Origin of the sequence: Bifidobacterium sp. W8112 (assembly GCF_016101425.1) — a bacterium.
GTDB lineage: Bacteria > Actinomycetota > Actinomycetes > Actinomycetales > Bifidobacteriaceae > Bombiscardovia > Bombiscardovia apousia.
This window is the reverse complement of sequence record NZ_JACFQN010000002.1, coordinates 672,427-689,329: the sequence shown is the minus strand read 5'-3', so window position 1 is coordinate 689,329 and position 16,903 is coordinate 672,427. Positions and strand designations below refer to the sequence as shown.

Below are 16,903 nucleotides of genomic sequence, written 5' to 3'. Positions count from 1 at the left end.
GTTGCCTGCATGCTGCCGCCGCTCAGCGGGTCAGGGTCCGTTTCAGAACTCGGTACTCGCTCTCGGTGATGGGCATGATGGAGCCGTGGCGCTTGGTCAGCCGGCCGAAGTTCATATCTGTAACCAGGGCCCAGTCCTGCCGCCGTCTGGATGACAAATCCGCCGAGCGGAAGGGCAGATAGCCCCGGCCCTCGGCGAACTGGTCGCAGATCAGGCCGAAAGGCATGGTTCGGCCGTCGGGTCCTGCGGCGTCAGCATCGTTGTAGAGAAAGAGCTCGGGGCCCTCCAGATACCGCGAGGAGTAGCGCCCCTGGCCGAAGATGTCGGTCAGGTTGGACAGGTATGACCAGGCCTGGTCGTCGTCGGTACGCACCAGCTCATGGGTGACCGCATAGGGGTTGCGGGTGCGTTCCAGGGTGATCTGGTCATCCTTGGAGGCCCGGTACCACCAGCCGTCGGGCGCCTTGAGCATGGTCGTGTCGATGATCCCGTTGCTGCGGTCAATCCACTTGACCGGGCGGGAGAAGGACACCAGATCGGTGCTGGTGGCGTAGTACATGTTGATGCCGTCACCCAGCTCGTTGGCCAGGTCGGCTGCGGCCGGGTCCTCGGCGCTGTCGGCGGCCGCCGTGGCCCAGAAGACTATCCACTGCTCCCTGTCGGCGTCCCAGCAGGCCTCCGGCGCCCAGGCCATGCCCGCCTTGGGAATGGCCGAAGCCACGTCCACCAGGCGGGGTCTGCCCCAGTGGGCCAGATCCGGGGAATCCCAGATGACCAGGCCGGTGGATCCATCCACCGTGGACCGGCCCTCCTGCCAGCCACCCCTGTGGTAGACGGACAGGTCGGTGGCGATGATGTGGAAGAGGCCGTCAGGGCCTCGAACAATATAGGGGTCGCGTACGCCGCCCTCGCCCTCGCTCCAAGTCAGAACAGGGTCTCCCTGGGCGCGCAGGTCATGCCAGTGCAGGCCGTCCCGGCTGAGGGCGAAGTAGAGCTGCTCATCCGTCTCAGCCTGTTCATAGCCGGTGAAGTGGACGAAGAGGTAGGCGCTGGTCGCCTCGAACGAGGGCTGCCAATCCATAGACATAATCCACCTTTTCTGCCTTCGGCAACGGTACCGCGGCGGCGGGGGACTGGCAGACGGACGACGGCTGCTTCTTCGTTCTTCCTATCCGGCTGGTCCTGGGCCGTCAGAGGTGATTCTAGCTGCAGTCCTCCCTTTTGGCGGAGTCGGCCACCTGGGCGGGTCGAAGATTGGGCCGCACAAGACCTTAGACTGTGGACCATGAGCAAGCATCATCGCAACCGCAGCTGGGCTCCCGATCCCGAGCCACTGCCCGAAGGCATCGGAGTCATCGACGATCACACCCACATGGCCTCCGTGGTCCCTTTCGCCCAGGAGATGGACCGGCAGGCCAGGGAGCGCGGGCAGGATCCGGTCCCCGTCCGCACAGTCGACCAGCAGCTGGAAAGGGCCCGTGCTGTGGGGGTGGTTGGGGCCATCGACGTGGGCTGCGAGCTGCCCAACCTGCAGACGGCTGTGGATCTGGCGCTGGCCCATCCCGGGGTGGTTCACGCGGCCTTGGCCATCCATCCCAATGAGGCCGTCCTGCACGGCCATCGAGGGGTGCCGGGACCGGATGGACTGCCGCTGCAATATCAGCCCTGGCATGAGGTTTCTTTCGAGCAGGCGCTTGAGGAGGTCGCCCGCCTGGCTCGGGCATATCCCGACCAGGTGGTGGCCATCGGAGAGACGGGCATGGACCTCTTCCGAACCGGCCAGGGGGCCGAAGAGATCCAACGGCAGGCCTTCCGCGACCACATCGCCCTGGCCAAGGAGCTGGGCCTGCCCATGCAGATCCACGACCGCGACGCCCATCGGCAGGTTATTGAGACCCTGCTGGAGGACGGCGCTCCCGAACGCACGATCTTCCATTCCTATTCGGGGGATGCGCAGATGGCCCAGGTGGCTGCCGAGCACGGCTGGTATCTGAGTTTTTCGGGGACGGTCTCCTACAAGGGCAACGAGGGAATCCGCCAGGGCCTGTCCGTGGTCGGCATGGACCACATCATGGTGGAGACCGATGCGCCCTACCTGAGTCCCATGCCCTACCGGGGACGCACCAACTCCCCCTACATGATTCCATACACCCTGCGCGCTATGGCTGATGCCCTGGATCGCCCCCTGGCCCAAGTGGCCGAAGCGACAGCAGCCACCACGCGCCGGGTTTATGGCCTGTGAAGGATGTTCGACGCATAGTGCCAGGGCGGGATTAAGCTAATGGTGTGTCGCGGTCTGAATCGCCCCTGCCGAGTGTGGGGGGAGAGTGCTACGGTTGTCGTCGCACGTGTGCGCAAACAGCAACATACGGCACCCGGAAGTAGATGAGTGAAGGCTTTGGCCGATGGAGGGCTCTATGGCGGATGAGCGGCATGAGTTGGCGGCTCAGGATGATGGCAGGGGCGCTGACGAACCACCCCGGTTATCCGGTGAAAAAAGGGCGAAGCCGACGACGGCCCGTCGCAAGGGTCAGCCGACGAAAGAATCGATACTTCCTCAGGAGAGCTTCACCAAGGCTCCCAAGATCTCGGCCAAGTCCCGCACCCGGGAGGAGGAGAACGAGCTCAAGCGGGTCCGGCGCGAGGCCCAGCGGGCGGCCCAGCGTCGCCGCACCCCGCCAAAGGGCCCTCTGGGCCGCTGGTGGCGGCGGGTGCAGTCTTCGCCAGACAGGATCAGCCTGGGCATGTGCATTGTGGCCTTGGGCGTGGTCTACGGCGACATCGGCACCTCACCCTTGTATACCATGCAGGCCTTCGTGGCAGGGCAGGGCGGCATGGCCCGTGTGGACAGGGCGGCCGTGCTGGGCATGCTCTCCCTGGTTTTCTGGTCCATCACGCTGATCACCACGGTCAAGTACGTGCTGGTGGCCATGCGGATCGACAACAAGGGCGAGGGCGGCATCTTCGCCCTGTACACCCTGGTCCGGCACTATGGCAAATGGCTGGCCATCCCGGCCATGGTCGGCGGCGCGGCCTTCCTGGCTGATTCGGTGCTGACTCCTGCGGTCTCCATATCCTCGGCAGTCGAAGGACTCAAGACCATCCCCGTCCTGACTCCGATCTTCCGTGAAAACGGGAACCTAACCATGGTCATCACCTTCGTGATCATCCTGATCCTGTTTGCGGTCCAGTCGCGCGGAACCGAGCGGATCGGCAAGGTCTTCGGCAGCGTGGTCATGGTCTGGTTCGCCTTCCTGGCCCTGATCGGCATCTACTGCATCGGCAATGACTGGTCCATCTTTGAGGCCCTGAACCCGGTCTACGGGATTCGCTTCCTCTTCAGCCCGCAGAACCCGGTGGGCCTGACCATCATGGGCACGGTTTTCCTGTCGACTACGGGAGCCGAGGCCCTTTACTCCGACATGGGCCATGTGGGCCGTGGCAACATCTACGCCACCTGGCCCTTCATCAACATCGCTCTGGTCTTCAACTACTTCGGCCAGGGGGCCTGGATCCTGCGCAATCGCGACAATAAGGCCCTGCAGGGTGTGGATGGGCTCAACCCCTTCTTCCAGATGATGCCTACCACCGTGCGGTACGTGGCGGTGATCCTGTCGGTGACCGCTGGCGTCATCGCCTCGCAGGCCCTGATCACGGGTGCCTTCACCATGGTCTCGGAGGCCACCGGCCTCAACTGGATGCCCCATCTTCAGGTGCGCTACCCGGCGCGCACCCGCGGCCAGCTCTACATCCCCACCATCAACTGGGTCCTGTGCGTAGCTACGCTGACGGTGCTGGCCATCTTCAAGGATTCCGAGCACATCTCGGCCGCTTACGGACTGGCCCTGACTGTGACCATGATCACCACCACCGTTCTGCTGGCCGACTACATCTGGCACGACGGCAAGCGCGTGTTCTCTCTGCTCTTCGCCTTGGTCTTCCTGGCCATTCAGATCCTCTTCTTCATGGCCTCCATGGCCAAGTTCATGCACGGCGGCTGGTTCACCATGCTGCTGACCGCGGCCATCCTCTACATCATGTACACCTGGGATGTGGGCACCAAGGTGGAGCGCTCGCAACGCCGGCATATGACAGCCAAGGAGTGTCTGCCCGCCCTGGAGATGCTCCACAACGACTTCCGCGTCCCCTACTACGCAGACAACCTGGTCTATCTGACCTCGGATGCGGAGATGCGGCGTCTGGACACCGACATCTTCTTCTCCATCTTCGCCAACCGGCCCAAGCGGGCCCGGGCCTGGTGGGCCGTCTCGGTCCAGACCACGGACGCCCCCTACACCCGCAAGTACTCGGTGGAGAACTTCGGCACCAACTACCTCTTCCGCGTGCGCATGAGGCTGGGCTTCAAGGTGGATCAGAATGTGGCCACCTACCTGCACCAGATCATGCATGAGCTGATCGACAGCGGCGAGCTGCCCAAGCAGCCCTCTATCTACCCCAAGGTGGACGAGGATCCGCAAATCGGCACAGTCACCTATGTGCTGGTCCACAAGGCCCTGATGCCCGAGTCCAAGATCGACTCCCGCGGCGCATTCTCACTAAAGGTCAAGTACGCCATCCGCAAGGTGGCTGGCTCGCCGATCAAATGGTTCGGCCTGGCTCCCTACAACCCCATCGTGGAGGTGCAGCCCCTGTTCGTCTCCACCCGGGCGGTTCCCAAGCTGACGCGTGTGGTCCTGCCCTCCCGCAAGATCAAGGGCGGCAAGCACCACAAGGGCTGAGTGAGTGGAATCTCACCCTATGGAGCCTGGCCCAAATCGGGGCCGGGCCATAGAATTGACGGCATGGAACCTGGTGCCCGGCCTTTCCGGGCTACCGTCGAAAGGTGATGTGATGACACAAGCTCAAGCCAATATCGGAGTCGTGGGTCTGGCCGCCATGGGTGCCAGCCTGTCCAGGAACCTGGCACGGCACGGCAATACCGTTGCGGTCTACAACCGCCACTATTCGCGCACCGAGACCCTGATCAACGATCATGGCCAGGAGGGCCGGTTCGTCCCGGCCAAGACCCTGCAGGAGTTCGTGGCCTCGCTGACCAAGCCCCGCACGGCCATCATCATGGTCAAGGCCGGGGATCCCACCGACCAGATGATCGACGACCTGGCCGACCTGATGGAGCCGGGGGACATCATCGTCGACGCCGGCAACGCCTACTTCAAGGACACCATCCGTCGGGAGAAGGCCATCAGGGCCCGCGGGCTGCACTTCGTGGGCTGCGGTGTCTCAGGTGGCGAGCAGGGCGCCCTCCTGGGGCCCTCCATGATGCCGGGCGGGACCGATGAGTCCTGGAAGACCCTGGGACCCATCCTGGAGTCCATCGCCGCCAAGGTCGATGGCGAGCCCTGCGTCACCCATATCGGCACCGACGGTGCGGGCCACTTCGTCAAGATGGTTCACAACGGCATCGAGTACGCCGACATGCAGGTGATCGCCGAGTCCTATGACCTGATGCGCCGGGGCCTGGGCATGGAGCCTGAGGCCATCGCCCAGGTCTTCGAAGCGTGGAACCAGGGGGATCTGAACTCCTATCTGGTGCAGATCACCGCTGAGGTGCTCCATCACACCGATGCTGCCACAGGCAAGCCCTTCATCGACATCGTCACCGACCAGGCCGGCATGAAGGGCACCGGCACCTGGACCGTGCAGACCGCGTTGGATCTTGCCGTGCCCGTGACCGGCATCGGCGAGGCCGTCTTTGCCCGGGGGCTGTCCTCCTCGCCGGAGCTGCGCAGTCAGGCGGCCCAGGAGGGTCTGGAAGGGCCGCAGCCCAAGGCCGTCATGGCCGACCTGGCCGACGACCCCGAGGCTCGCAAGTCCTTCATCGAGGACATCCGCCAGGCGCTTTACGCCTCCAAGATCGTGGCCTATGCCCAAGGGTTCAACGAGATGCAGGAGGGTGCCCAGGTCTACGGCTGGAAGCTGGACATGGGTGCCATCGCCCGCATCTGGCGTGGCGGCTGCATCATTCGGGCCAAGTTCCTGAATCGGATCTCCGATGCATACGCCTCTGGCCGTGAGCCGGGCTCCCTGCTCTTCGACCCCTTCTTCAAGCAGGCGGTCGAGCAGGCCCAGGATTCCTGGCGGCGTGTGGTGGCCCGCGCCACCCAGGCCGGCATCCCCATCCCTGTCTTCGCCAGCTCCCTGTCCTACTACGACGGGCTGCGTTCCGATAGGCTCCCCGCCGCCCTGATTCAGGGCCAGCGTGACCTCTTCGGCGCCCACACCTATGGGCGCGTGGATCAGCCAGGCGCCTTCCACACCCTCTGGGCCGAGGACAAGTCCGAGATCAAGCAGGACTGAGCTTCTCGCCAGAACCGCAGGGGTCCGCGCCGCCGCTAAGTCGGCGGCGCGGACCCTTTTGTCATCCTGTCAGCGAATCTTGGCTGTGGATTCCCGGACCACCAGCCGGCAGGCGGCAGTCGTCCGGGTGGGAGGACGGTTATCGTCGTCGCCTTGCAGACGGGCCAGGAGGGCGTCCACCGCCTTGCGGGCCAGATCCTCCTTGTCGGTGCTGATGGTGGTCAGCGAAGGTATGTAGAGCGCTCCTTCCTGAATGCCGTCGAATCCTACCACGGCCAGGTCCCGGGGGACCTCCACACCGCATTCGTGCAGTCCTCGAATCAGGCTCAGGGCCAGGGAGTCGGTCATACAGAAGATGCCATCAAAGGGCAGGTCGGACGTGTCCGCCAGATGATGGCCCAGGTCGCGGGCCATTTCCCCGTCCCAGCGATCCAGAGGAAGGAAGTCTTGGGGACGGGCCTTGATTCCGGCGGCCTTCAGAGCCTTCAGACAGCCGGCTACCCTGCGGCCGCGGACCGCGTGCCGCTGGGCCGGATCGGTGCTGGCCGTCATGTCGGCACCCACCACGCCTATTCGCCGGCATCCGCAGTCCAGCAGGTGCTGCACAGCCATGGCAGCTCCCTCGGTGCTGGCCGTCATGACCGAATCGAAGACCGGCTCGGCTGAGGGGTCGTCCAGCAGGACCAGAGGCTTGCCATCGGCCAGCTCCTGCATCTCTTCGTTGGTAATGCTGCCTGGACTGAAGATGGTGCCGTCGCAGAGCTGGCTGGTCACATGCCGCAGTATGGAGATCTCGTCCTGCTTGGAGTTGGAGGTCTGCTGGATGATGGCTTGCATGCCGTGGGCGTTGATCTGCTGTGAGATAGCGGCACTCATCTGCGCAGGGTAGGGCTTGTCCAGCTCGAAGATGGCCACCCCGATGATGCCGCTCTTGCCTGAGCGCAGGCTTCTGGCTGACAGGTTGGCCGAATAGCGGAGCTTGCGGGCGGCAAGCAGGACCCTGCGCCTGGTGTCATCCGCTATGCGTGTATCGCCTCGAAGGGCATAGGAGGCAGTGGCCCGAGAGACCTGCGCCTCCTTGGCTACATCGCTCATCGTCACCATCTCGCACCTTTCCCGGGGTTTAGCCATTATCTTAGGCACGCGGGGTGCCTTAGCAGAATGTGATTGACACGATTCAATCAACGTGCTATACCATATTGTGACAGCAATTGAATCGTGTCAATTCCCGGGTCTCGATGTTGAACAGCCCGGACGGATGTTCAGAGGATTGATTGCAAGGAGGAGTCATGAAGCTGAAGCGAGCATGGAAGGGCATAGCTGCGGCGCTGGGGGTCGGCATAGTGATATCGGCCATGGGTGCCTGCGGGGCTGGTGGCGCTGACGGGTCCAAGACCACTCTGGGATGATCCTGCGCAAGTCGATCTTCACCTCGGTCATCGGGGTGATCCTCATGATCGCCTTCGTTATTCCCACCCAGTCCACCCTGATCCCCCTCTACCGGATGGAGTCCAGCGTGGGGCTGGTCAACACGCTCCTGGGCCTGATCATCATGTACCTGGGCGGGGCGGTCTTCTGCTACTTCCTGATCGTGGGCTACATGCAGTCCCTGCCCTTCGAGGTCATCGAGGCCGCCAGGATTGACGGGGCCGGTCCCTTAAGGATCTTCTGGAGCATCGTGCTGCCCCTGATCAGGCCCATCCTGACCACAGTGGTGGTCTTCCAGACCATGTCGACCTGGAACGACTTCATGACGGCCAACGTCTTCATCAGCAGCTCCAACCTGCGCACCATCGTCCTGCAGGTCTACAACGCAGTCGGCCAGTTCACCACTGATTGGCCCAGCTTCATGACCATCACGGTCCTGGCCCTGATCCCGGTCTTTGTCTTCTTCATCTTCTGCCAGAAGTGGATCGTCTCCGGGCTGGTTGCCGGAGCAGTCAAGGGGTAAGGCGACCAGTCGGAAGGTCGCAGTCAATGGCGGCGGCCGGAGGTTCCGGCCGCCGCACTCGTAAGGAATCGGAGTCATAGTCCATGGAGGAATTCGCAAGCGCACATCAAAGATCGAAGAGGACGAGTTTGGCGAGCAACCCCCTGCATCGCTACTGCGCGGACCCGGATCTGGTCATGATCGGGGACCGCTGGTACCTGTACTGCACCGAGGACGGTCTGCCTGAATGGTCCTCGCACGCCTTCTATGTCTATGAATCCGGGGACCTTTGCCACTGGAGCCGCAGAAAAATCCTGGACTTGGACCAGGTTCCCTGGTGGCATGGGGGACAGGGTGCCTGGGCTCCCTGCCTGCTGGTGCGCCAGGGACGCTGCATCCTGTATTTTGTGGCCGACGGGCAGATTGGCCAGGCTGTCGCTCCTGGGCCGACTGGACCCTTCCGGGCGGCCCAGGAGCCATTCATCGTCCGGGGGGACTACGACTGCCTGCCCATCGATCCCTCGGTCTTTGTGGATGACGACGATGTGCCCTATCTGCTCTGGGGCAATGGCCGTGCCTACATGGGGCAGCTGAGCCCCGGACGGTCTGCGTCTGGAAGATGGCTCGGTGCGCTCCGCCGTGCCCGACAACTTCCGCGAGGCCATCACCATCAGCCGACGGGCAGACACCTACTATGCCTCATGGTCGGAGAACGACACCAGGGATCCGAGCTACCGGATCCGCTGGTCCAGTGCGCCATCGCTGGACGGGCCCTGGACCGAGCCCCAGGTCTTGATCCAGGCTGATCATGCCAAGGGGATCCTGGCCACGGGACACCACTGCATCACCCGTGTGCCGGGCCGGGACGACTGGATTGTGGCCTACCACAGGTTCGCCAGGGACGGCCGGGGCGACGGCTGCCATCGCGAAATCGTCTTCGCTCCCTTGGATTTCGACGACGACGGCGCCATGGTCCAGGTTCGTCCGCAGGTGGGATCCTACTGGTACCCGGCTCGGGACTTGGTCACTCCCTGACGATGGGGTGGCCGCCGAAGGCGCTGCGCAGGGCGGACACCACCTTCATGGTCATGGGGTCCTCGATCTTGGAGGACTGGCGGGCGTAGAGGGCCGAGGTGATGGCCGGTGTAGGCACACCCAACTCCAGGGCATCCGCAATCATCCACTTGGTCTCGCCGGTCTCATCGGCCTTGCCGGCGATTCCGCTCAGGTGGGGGTCCTCCTTCAGGGCCTGGGCCAGCAGGTCCAGCAACCAGGACTGGATGACCGAACCCTTGCGCCAGGACTCCACCACTTCGCCCGGCTCCTTGATCAGGTCGGAGGCCTCCAGGACCGCATACCCCTCGGCCAGGGCCTGCATCATCCCGTACTCGATGCCGTTATGAACCATCTTGGCATAGTGACCCGCGCCGGTTCCTCCCGCGTGGACCAGACCGTAGTCGCCCTCGGGCTTCAGAGTGTCCAGAATGGGCTGGATCCGAGCCACGTCCTGATCCGAGCCGCCGACCATCAGGGCGTAGCCCTTTTCCTTGCCCCAGATGCCGTTGGAGGTGCCCACGTCCACCAGGCCTATGCCCTTGGCGGCCAGGGCTTGGGCGTGCTCCTGGTCCTGGGTGAAGCGGGTGTTGCCCCCGTCCACGACCAGGTCGCCGCGCTCCATCAGATCGCCCAGCTGATCGAGCGTGGACTCGATGGGCTTGCCGGCCGGGACCATGACCCAGATCACTCGTGGTGCCTCGAGGGCCTGGACCAGGGCTTGCAGGCTGTCCACATCCCTGCCCGAGTCCGGCGCGATGTCGTAGCCGACCACCTGGTGGCCGCCGGTGCGCAGGCGGTCCGCCATGTTCTTGCCCATGCGTCCCAGGCCGATCATGCCAATCTTCATAGTGTCAGTTCCTCTCCCTTGACTGCAACAGTGTGAAGTTGACCGCGATGGTTGGTGGTCGGCCGCGGTCGGGCCGAATCGTCGGTGCTACTGGCGGGCTGCCTGCCGGGCGCGCTCGGCCTGAACCTGAGCGGTGTGCGCCTTGACGTCGCACTGCAGGCCCAAGGTGTCGATGACCTCTTCGGCCTCGATCTCGGGAGCCATGCGCAGACCCACGTCAATAGTCAGGTGGACCTCGTCCGGTCCCAGGGGCTCCAGGTCATCGAACTGGGAGCGCAGCATCTGCGGTTTCATGAAGTGGCCCTTCCGCTTGGAGAGCCGTTCCATGATGGAGTCGTAGTCCCCGCTCAGGTGAATGAAGACCACGCCCGGCATCCGCAGCCGGTCACGATAGATCCGCTTCAGGGCCGAGCAGGTGACGGTTCCGGGCACTCCACGGCGCATGTGATCCTCGATCCACTCATGGATGCTGTCCAGCCAGGGCCATCGGTCCTGGTCGTTCAGGGGGATGCCGCGGGCCATCTTGTCGATGTTGGCCTGGGGGTGGAAGTCGTCGGCCTCGGCCATGTCCCAGCCCAGCTTGTTGCCCAGGTGCTCGTTCATGGTGGTCTTGCCGCAGCCGGCGACTCCCATGATGACCAGAACGGGGGTGCGGCCTTGGAAGTAGTCCGGGGGAACCGTGTTGTCCACTGCCGAGGGGACCTGGGGCTCCGGATGATCTTCTGCGCTCAGCGCGTCAGAATTCTTTGACGATGTGTCGACCATGTGTAACCTTTCTGAAAAGTAATCTGACAATGGCGCTCAGGCGGTGATGGGCACAAAGATGCTGGCGATCATGACCAGGACCAGAACTACTACCGACAGCAGGCATTCCAGAACCGACCAGGTCTTCAGGGTCTCGCCAACGCTCAGGCCGAAGTACTCCTTGATCAGCCAGAAGCCTGCGTCGTTGAGGTGGGAGAGGAAGATGGAGCCGGCGCCGATGGCGATGACCAGGAGCGTAGTGGCCGTGGAGCCAGCATGCATCATGGTCATGGCGTTGCTGAGGATGCCGGCCGTGGTCAGGATGGAGACGGTGGCCGAGCCTGTGGCGATGCGCACGAAGACGGCGATGACCCAGCCCAGCAGGAAGATGGAGATGTTGGAGTGCTCCACAAAGGTGCCGATGATCTTGCCGATGCCGGTGGAGACCAGTACGCCCTTGAAGCCGCCGCCTGCGCCCACGATCAGCAGGATGCCTGCCACAGCGGGCAGCGAGGCTCCCAGGGAGTCATTGACGGTCTTCCAGGAGATGCCCGAGGCGGCCTTGAGGACCAGCATGGAGACAATCAGGGCTATGGCCAGGGCCATGACCGGGTTGCCGATGAAGTTGATGGTCTGTGCCAGGCCGTCCGTGCGGTCCTTGAAGCCGGGAACAGCGATCTCGAAGATGGAGGTCAGCAGCATGAGGACTGCTGGCAGCAGGATGCAGCAGACCGAGATGGCGAAGGAGGGCAGTCGGGTCTCCTCTTTGCCGGCCTGCTCGCTCTTGGCCACGAGGTCGGCCGGGGCCTGAACGGGCACCCAGCGGGAAGCCAGCCGGGAGAAGCCCGGGCCCACGACGACCAGGGTGATCAGGGCGAAGGGGATGCCGAACATCATGGTCAGGCCCACATTGCCGGTCTGCTTGAACTGGCTCAAAGCGGCCAAGGGGCCAGGGTGAGGGGGCACGCAGGCGTGCATGATGGACAGGCCTGCCAGGGTGGGGATGGCCACCCGCATCAGGGGGAGCTTGGTACGGCGGGCCACCAGAATGATGACCGGGACCAGAATGACCAGGCCAACCTCGAAGAACATGGGCAAGCCGATCAGGGCGCCGATCAGGGCCATGATCCAAGGGATGGTGGCGGGCTTGGACTTGGCGACCAGGGTGTTGACCACCTGGTCGGTGGCTCCGGTGTCCATGAGGACCTTGCCGATCATGGCTCCCAGGCCAATCAGAATGCCCACGGAGCCCATGGTGGAGCCGAACTCGCCGGTGAAGCTGGTCAGGGTGGCCACGGGACCATAGCCGGAACCGATGCCGACCACCAGGGCGGCACCCAGCAGGGAGACAAAGGGATGAAGTTTAACGACGGTAACCAGGAAAATGAGCACTGCCAGGCTGAGCACCAGGCTGATGCCCAATTGGGTGGTGTTCAGGGAAACGGCCTGACTCGCCGCCAAGGTCAGGTACCCGCCGGCTGTCGGCTGCGACGCTAAAAGCATGGCTGCCTCTTCTCTGAGGATGCGAACCGTTCGGCCTAAACAGCTTTCCGGCTCTTGTTTTTGCATTACGTAATATCGACAGCGTGATATTACGTATGCCTTAACAGACCATATCTTACACGCACCTGGGACGGTTTGGAAGATGACATGCTGAGGACAGGATTGAGTCTCGGCTCGTTTGCAGCATCGTTTGATCCCTTTGGGAACGAGCCCGGTTGCTAGAGTGGAATTCGTGGAAAGCGCGAGCAAGCCTGAGGACGAAACCTCTACAGAAGGCACCCTGCATGACCGGCTGCTGGATCAGTGGGGGGCGGCCATCGTCGATGGCGCCATCGCCCCGGGCGACCGGCTGCCCGTTCCGGATCTGGATAGCCAGAGGCCCTCGCGCACGGTCACCCGGGAGGTCACCAGGGTTCTTCAGGCCATGGGTCTGGTCACCGTCAAACGCAAGGTCGGTGCCACGGTCAACCCCCGTCGGCTCTGGAATATCTATGATCCGCGGGTGATCGAGTGGAGGTTGCGCGGACCTGGCCGGGGGCGGACCCTGCATGAGCTGTCCGAGCTCAGGGCATGCGTGGAGCCTATGGCTGCCCAGCTGGCGGCCAGCCATGCTGATCAGGATCAATGGGCGAAGCTGACGCGGGCCGCCATTGACATGGTGGCCAACGCTGACCGGGCCGACGGGCCGGACTATCTTCGGGCTGACGAAACCTTCCACCGAACCCTGCTTGAGGCATCGGGCAACGCCATGTTCGCAGCGCTGGGCGATGTGATTGCCTCAGTGCTTTCGGGGCGAACCCGGCATGAGCTTATGCCCAAGAAGGCCGATGAGAAGGCGTTGCGTCTGCACGGGGACGTGGCTGCGCTGATACGTCGTGGCGATGCAGAGGGGGCCCGCCACGCCATGGACTGGATCGTCGACGAATCCGATCGGGCTATCGAACACATGACTCGAAAAGACCCCGAAGACTTCGTCCCTGCTGCGGATAAGGAATCTTCGGAGTCCTGAAATTTGCAGAGGCTCGTGTTGCGGAAGGCTCAGTGCAGTTTCGAGGCGGCATCAGCGTCCAGGAGCCAGAGGGTCTCCAGGGTGCCCCTGGCATAGGAGGAGGGGACATGGGGATCGTCTGTAGTTCCCAGGGCAGCAGCCACGGCTGAGGCTTTCTCAGCGGTTGAGGTGAAGAGCCAGACCTTGGGGGTCCGGCGGATGAACGGCGTGGTCATGGTGACCCTGAGCGGGGGCAGCTTGGGGGAGTTGCTGACGCCCGTCACCAGCGGATCGTCGTCCTGCAATCTGACCTCGGGTCGGTCGGGGAAGAGGGAGGCATAGTGGCCGTCGGGCCCCACGCCAAAGACAGCCAGATCCATCCGACCCTCGGGGCCCAGCTGGTCGATGATCTCCTGCTGATAGGCGGCTGCCGCCTGGGTCAGAGCCCGTTCGTTCTCCTCCTGGTCAGCGGCCTCAACCTGGGCTGGGCTGCGGGTGTCCACGGGCATGGAATGCACGTTGGCCTGCGGCAACAGCCCTTGGTCGATCAGCGCGCCGTACCAGGCCCGCCGTGCCTGTTCGTCGTTGCGATCCGGGTCTTCCAGGCCCACGAACCGCTCATCGCTCCACCAGAGGTGGACCCGGTTCCAGTCCACGCTCTGACTCAGGGGATCGGCACCCATCAGGGCATAGACATCCGCCGCGTCCCGGCCGCCGGTCAGTGCCAGGTCGGCCCGGTCCTGACGGGCCAGGAGGTCGCCCAGCTCGAGCAGGATGCGGACTGCTGTAGCCCGATTGAGCAACTTGGTCGTGGCATAGGTCACGGTACGACGATCGGTCATCTGATCCTCCTTGCATGCAGGTGATGCTGGCCTCAGCCTACACCCAGACGTTTGCCTATGAATTGAGTCACTGCAGAGGTCTACTGGTGGTCGACCATTCCCCAGCCGGTGTGGATGACCTCCTGATAGACCTCGTCAGGATCCAGCCGGCCCAGTTCCTCGCTCATGCAGTCCACAGGCGTGCGCAGGGGCATGGAGATGGTCTGCGGGGCCTGGCCGGGCTGGTTGATCCGGGCCTGGTCGTCATGGTGGCGCTCCATGCTCATGACCCCGTCCGGACGTTCGAAGTAGACGCCGGTGACCGCCTGAGCCTGCGGGTCGCGTTCGACTGTGACCGGCACCTTCAATTTCAGGGCCAGCCAGGAGGCCAGCAGCTCCAACGGCAGGTAGTGGGCCTGGCCGGTTACCCTGACCGAACGGATGGGCAGGTGGGGCGGCTGCTGCACCATGGAGGTCAGCAGCGCTCGCCAGATGGTGATCCTGGTCCAGGACAGGTCCACGTCCTCAGCGTGCGAATGGGCCAGCAGCCCGGCGAAGGTGGCTTGGCGATCGTCGGCCTCCATGGCATCGGTGATTCTGCTGGCGGCCATGGTCCCGATGGGATCCTGCGAGGGGTCCAGGGGCGGATTGGTGGGCCACCAAACCACCAGAGGGGCATCCGGCACCAAGAGGGGAATGACCAGGGCATCGGCATGGTCCAGCAGAGCCGCCACTGGTCGCAGGACCACCACTTCCCCGGCGCCGGCATCCGAGCCAAAGCGGATTTCGGCATCCAGCGTGCGGTCACCGTCATGGTCGGTGTTCTTGTAGGAGACGCAGTCTTCGGAGGACTGCGCCGCAGCGGTCCTCTGGTCCGCCTCCTGTTGGGCCTGAGGGTCTTCGGCATCGGTCACCATGGCAATGACCCGGCATGGATGTTCCCGGCTTGCGGCGTTTACGGTCTCCAGGGCCGTCTCCAGGTGGGCCTGCTCGGTGACGATGACCAGGGTCAGCACTCGTCCCTGGGCGGCCTCCCCGCGTTCAACGTGGAGTTCGTCGATCTCCCGGGCGATGGCGGAGGTGGTGGTGTTGTTCAGTCTGACGATCATGGCATCCTCCAGTGGTATCCGTCGCGGGCCAGCATCAGATCAGCCTCCCGCGGACCCCAGGTGCCGGCGCGGTAGGGCTGGGGCTGGCCCTGTCCGGCCCAGAACTCCTCGATGGGGTCCAGGATCTTCCAAGAAAGGTTGACCTCCTCGGTGGTGGGGAAGAGGGGCGGGTCTCCCAGGAGCACGTCCAGGATCAGCCGCTCGTAGGCCTCAGGGGAGGCCTCGGTGAAGGAACGCCCGTAGGAGAAGTCCATGTTGACGTCGCGCACCTCCATGGCCGAGCCAGGGGTCTTGGCCCCGAAACGCATGGTCACGCCCTCGTCGGGCTGTACGCGGATGACTACGGCGTTGGCGCCCAGTTCCCGGGTGGCTGTGGCCTCGAAGGGCAGGTGGGGGGCACGCTTGAAGACGATGGCGATCTCGCTGACCCGCTTGCCCAGGCGCTTGCCCGTACGCAGGTAGAAGGGGACGCCGGCCCAGCGGCGGGTGTCCACATCCAGCCTGATGGCCGCATAGGTCTCGGTGGTGGAGGAGGGGTCGATCCCGTCCTCGTCCAGGTAGCCGACCACATGCTGGGAGCCCTGCCAGCCTGCTGTGTACTGGCCTCGGGCGGTGTGGGCCGCCAGATCCTTGGGAATGCGGACCGCGGAAAGGATCTTGGTCTTCTCGGCCGTCAGATCCGACGCCGAGAAGGAGACCGGCTCCTCCATGGCTGTCAGGGCCATCAGCTGCAGGAGGTGGTTCTGGATGACGTCCCGGGCTGCTCCGATTCCGTCGTAGTAGCCGGCCCTGCCGCCAATGCCCATGTCCTCGGCCATGGTGATCTGCACGTGGGAGACGTAGTTGGAGTTCCAGACCGGCTCGAACATCATGTTGGCGAAGCGCAGGGCCAGGATGTTCTGCACGGTCTCCTTGCCCAGGTAGTGGTCGATGCGGAAGACCGAATCCGGTTCGAAGACCTCGGAGACCACCCGGTCAAGCTCCTTGGCCGAGGCCAGGTCGTGACCGAAGGGCTTCTCGATGATGACGCGGCGCCAGGCCCCTTCCTTGGAGTGGGAAAGCCCCGACTCGGCCAGCTGACGGGCCACCTGGGGGAAGGCCTTGGGCGGCACCGACATGTAGAAGGCATGGTTGCCGCGGGTGCCCCGGACCCGATCCAGCTCCGAGACAGTGGCCGACAGGCGGCGGAAGGCCTCGGCATCGTCGAAGCTGCCCTTGACGAAGCGCATGCCCTGGCTCAGATGCCGCCAAGTGGATTCGTTGAAGGGGGTGCGGCAGTGGGCGCGGACGTTCTCCTCCGCAAAGGCGACGAACTGCTGGTCGCTCCAGTCGCGCCGTCCAAAGCCGATCAGCCCGAAGCTGGCTGGAAGCAGCCCCCGGTTGGCCAGGTCATAAACAGCTGGCAAGAGCTTTTTCTTGGCCAAATCGCCGGTGACGCCGAAAATGACCAATGAGCTGGGGCCCGCGATGCGCGGCATGCGCAGATCGCGCGGGTCCAGCAGGGGGTTGTGCCAGGGCGCCTGTCGGCCGCCGTCCTCGTCTGGAGGAGCGGGCTGGTCGGCGGAGCGCACAAGTGGTGAAGTGTCC

Annotated in this window: 12 protein-coding genes and 3 pseudogenes; 7 read left to right on the top strand and 8 right to left on the bottom strand. The window is 63.9% G+C overall.

Going from position 1 to position 16,903, the window contains the following annotated elements:
- Positions 1–22: 22 nt before the first annotated feature.
- Entirely contained in the window at positions 23–1,087 is a 1,065-nt protein-coding gene (locus H3T92_RS06960) for a glycoside hydrolase family 43 protein (protein ID WP_144085245.1), read from the bottom strand.
- A 198-nt stretch (positions 1,088–1,285) separates the two neighbouring features.
- Between H3T92_RS06960 and H3T92_RS06955 the strand changes: the two genes are divergently transcribed.
- The 3 genes from H3T92_RS06955 to gndA all read left to right on the top strand — a co-directional run bounded on the left by H3T92_RS06955 (position 1,286) and on the right by gndA (position 6,318).
- Positions 1,286–2,242, top strand: a complete 957-nt coding sequence (locus tag H3T92_RS06955) for a TatD family hydrolase (protein ID WP_198189659.1) — start codon at positions 1,286–1,288, stop codon at positions 2,240–2,242.
- A 175-nt stretch (positions 2,243–2,417) separates the two neighbouring features.
- Positions 2,418–4,739, top strand: a complete 2,322-nt coding sequence (locus H3T92_RS06950) for a KUP/HAK/KT family potassium transporter (protein ID WP_144085247.1) — start codon at positions 2,418–2,420, stop codon at positions 4,737–4,739.
- 112 nt (positions 4,740–4,851) lie between these two features.
- A complete protein-coding gene (gene gndA / locus H3T92_RS06945; protein ID WP_198189658.1) occupies positions 4,852–6,318 on the top strand; it encodes an NADP-dependent phosphogluconate dehydrogenase in 1,467 nt (488 codons plus the stop codon).
- 69 nt (positions 6,319–6,387) lie between these two features.
- Here the strand turns inward: gndA and H3T92_RS06940 are convergent, their stop codons facing one another.
- A complete protein-coding gene (locus H3T92_RS06940; RefSeq protein ID WP_198189657.1) occupies positions 6,388–7,422 on the bottom strand; it encodes a LacI family DNA-binding transcriptional regulator in 1,035 nt (344 codons plus the stop codon).
- Positions 7,423–7,720: 298 nt separating this feature from the next.
- Between H3T92_RS06940 and H3T92_RS06935 the strand changes: the two are divergent.
- From H3T92_RS06935 to H3T92_RS08295, 3 genes and pseudogenes are all read left to right on the top strand, one after another.
- Positions 7,721–8,269 (top strand): annotated as a pseudogene (locus tag H3T92_RS06935) (carbohydrate ABC transporter permease); the annotation flags it as partial.
- An 83-nt stretch (positions 8,270–8,352) separates the two neighbouring features.
- A pseudogene (locus H3T92_RS08300) lies at positions 8,353–8,769 on the top strand (family 43 glycosylhydrolase); the annotation flags it as partial.
- A 106-nt stretch (positions 8,770–8,875) separates the two neighbouring features.
- Positions 8,876–9,283: a family 43 glycosylhydrolase gene (locus tag H3T92_RS08295; protein ID WP_332468208.1), complete on the top strand. Its 408-nt coding sequence runs from the start codon at positions 8,876–8,878 to the stop codon at positions 9,281–9,283.
- Here the strand turns inward: H3T92_RS08295 and gnd are convergent.
- From gnd to H3T92_RS06915, 3 genes and pseudogenes are all read right to left on the bottom strand, one after another.
- Positions 9,273–10,184, bottom strand: a pseudogene (gene gnd / locus H3T92_RS06925) (phosphogluconate dehydrogenase (NAD(+)-dependent, decarboxylating)); the annotation flags it as partial. The gene H3T92_RS08295 and the pseudogene gnd overlap by 11 nt on opposite strands.
- 54 nt (positions 10,185–10,238) lie before the next feature.
- Entirely contained in the window at positions 10,239–10,916 is a 678-nt protein-coding gene (locus H3T92_RS06920) for a gluconokinase (protein ID WP_232341911.1), read from the bottom strand.
- 36 nt (positions 10,917–10,952) lie between these two features.
- A complete protein-coding gene (locus tag H3T92_RS06915) occupies positions 10,953–12,398 on the bottom strand; it encodes a GntP family permease (RefSeq protein WP_198189655.1) in 1,446 nt (481 codons plus the stop codon).
- A gap of 232 nt (positions 12,399–12,630) precedes the next feature.
- Between H3T92_RS06915 and H3T92_RS06910 the strand changes: the two genes are divergently transcribed.
- Complete coding sequence (locus tag H3T92_RS06910; protein WP_198189654.1) at positions 12,631–13,407, top strand: FadR/GntR family transcriptional regulator; 777 nt, start codon at positions 12,631–12,633, stop codon at positions 13,405–13,407.
- Positions 13,408–13,436: 29 nt separating this feature from the next.
- On the opposite strand, the gene pgl is transcribed toward H3T92_RS06910, so the two are convergent.
- From pgl to zwf, 3 genes are all read right to left on the bottom strand, one after another.
- On the bottom strand, positions 13,437–14,228 hold the full coding sequence (gene pgl / locus H3T92_RS06905) for a 6-phosphogluconolactonase (protein WP_198189653.1): 792 nt from the start codon (positions 14,226–14,228) through the stop codon (positions 13,437–13,439).
- 80 nt (positions 14,229–14,308) lie between these two features.
- A complete protein-coding gene (locus H3T92_RS06900) occupies positions 14,309–15,316 on the bottom strand; it encodes a glucose-6-phosphate dehydrogenase assembly protein OpcA (RefSeq protein ID WP_198189652.1) in 1,008 nt (335 codons plus the stop codon).
- Positions 15,313–16,794 carry a glucose-6-phosphate dehydrogenase gene (zwf, locus tag H3T92_RS06895; RefSeq protein ID WP_232341936.1) on the bottom strand — a complete coding sequence of 494 codons (1,482 nt, stop codon included), beginning with the start codon at positions 16,792–16,794 and terminating at the stop codon, positions 15,313–15,315. Before zwf ends, H3T92_RS06900 begins: the two co-directional genes overlap by 4 nt.
- Positions 16,795–16,903: the final 109 nt, after the last annotated feature.

Coding starts and splice junctions, on each gene's coding strand:
- H3T92_RS06960 (WP_144085245.1), bottom strand. CDS start 1,087: ATGTCTATGGATTGGCAGCCCTCGTTCGAGGCGACCAGCGCCTACCTC.
- H3T92_RS06955 (WP_198189659.1), top strand. CDS start 1,286: ATGAGCAAGCATCATCGCAACCGCAGCTGGGCTCCCGATCCCGAGCCA.
- H3T92_RS06950 (WP_144085247.1), top strand. CDS start 2,418: ATGGCGGATGAGCGGCATGAGTTGGCGGCTCAGGATGATGGCAGGGGC.
- gndA (WP_198189658.1), top strand. CDS start 4,852: ATGACACAAGCTCAAGCCAATATCGGAGTCGTGGGTCTGGCCGCCATG.
- H3T92_RS06940 (WP_198189657.1), bottom strand. CDS start 7,422: ATGGTGACGATGAGCGATGTAGCCAAGGAGGCGCAGGTCTCTCGGGCC.
- H3T92_RS06920 (WP_232341911.1), bottom strand. CDS start 10,916: ATGGTCGACACATCGTCAAAGAATTCTGACGCGCTGAGCGCAGAAGAT.
- H3T92_RS06915 (WP_198189655.1), bottom strand. CDS start 12,398: ATGCTTTTAGCGTCGCAGCCGACAGCCGGCGGGTACCTGACCTTGGCG.
- pgl (WP_198189653.1), bottom strand. CDS start 14,228: ATGACCGATCGTCGTACCGTGACCTATGCCACGACCAAGTTGCTCAAT.
- H3T92_RS06900 (WP_198189652.1), bottom strand. CDS start 15,316: ATGATCGTCAGACTGAACAACACCACCACCTCCGCCATCGCCCGGGAG.
- zwf (WP_232341936.1), bottom strand. CDS start 16,794: ATGCCGCGCATCGCGGGCCCCAGCTCATTGGTCATTTTCGGCGTCACC.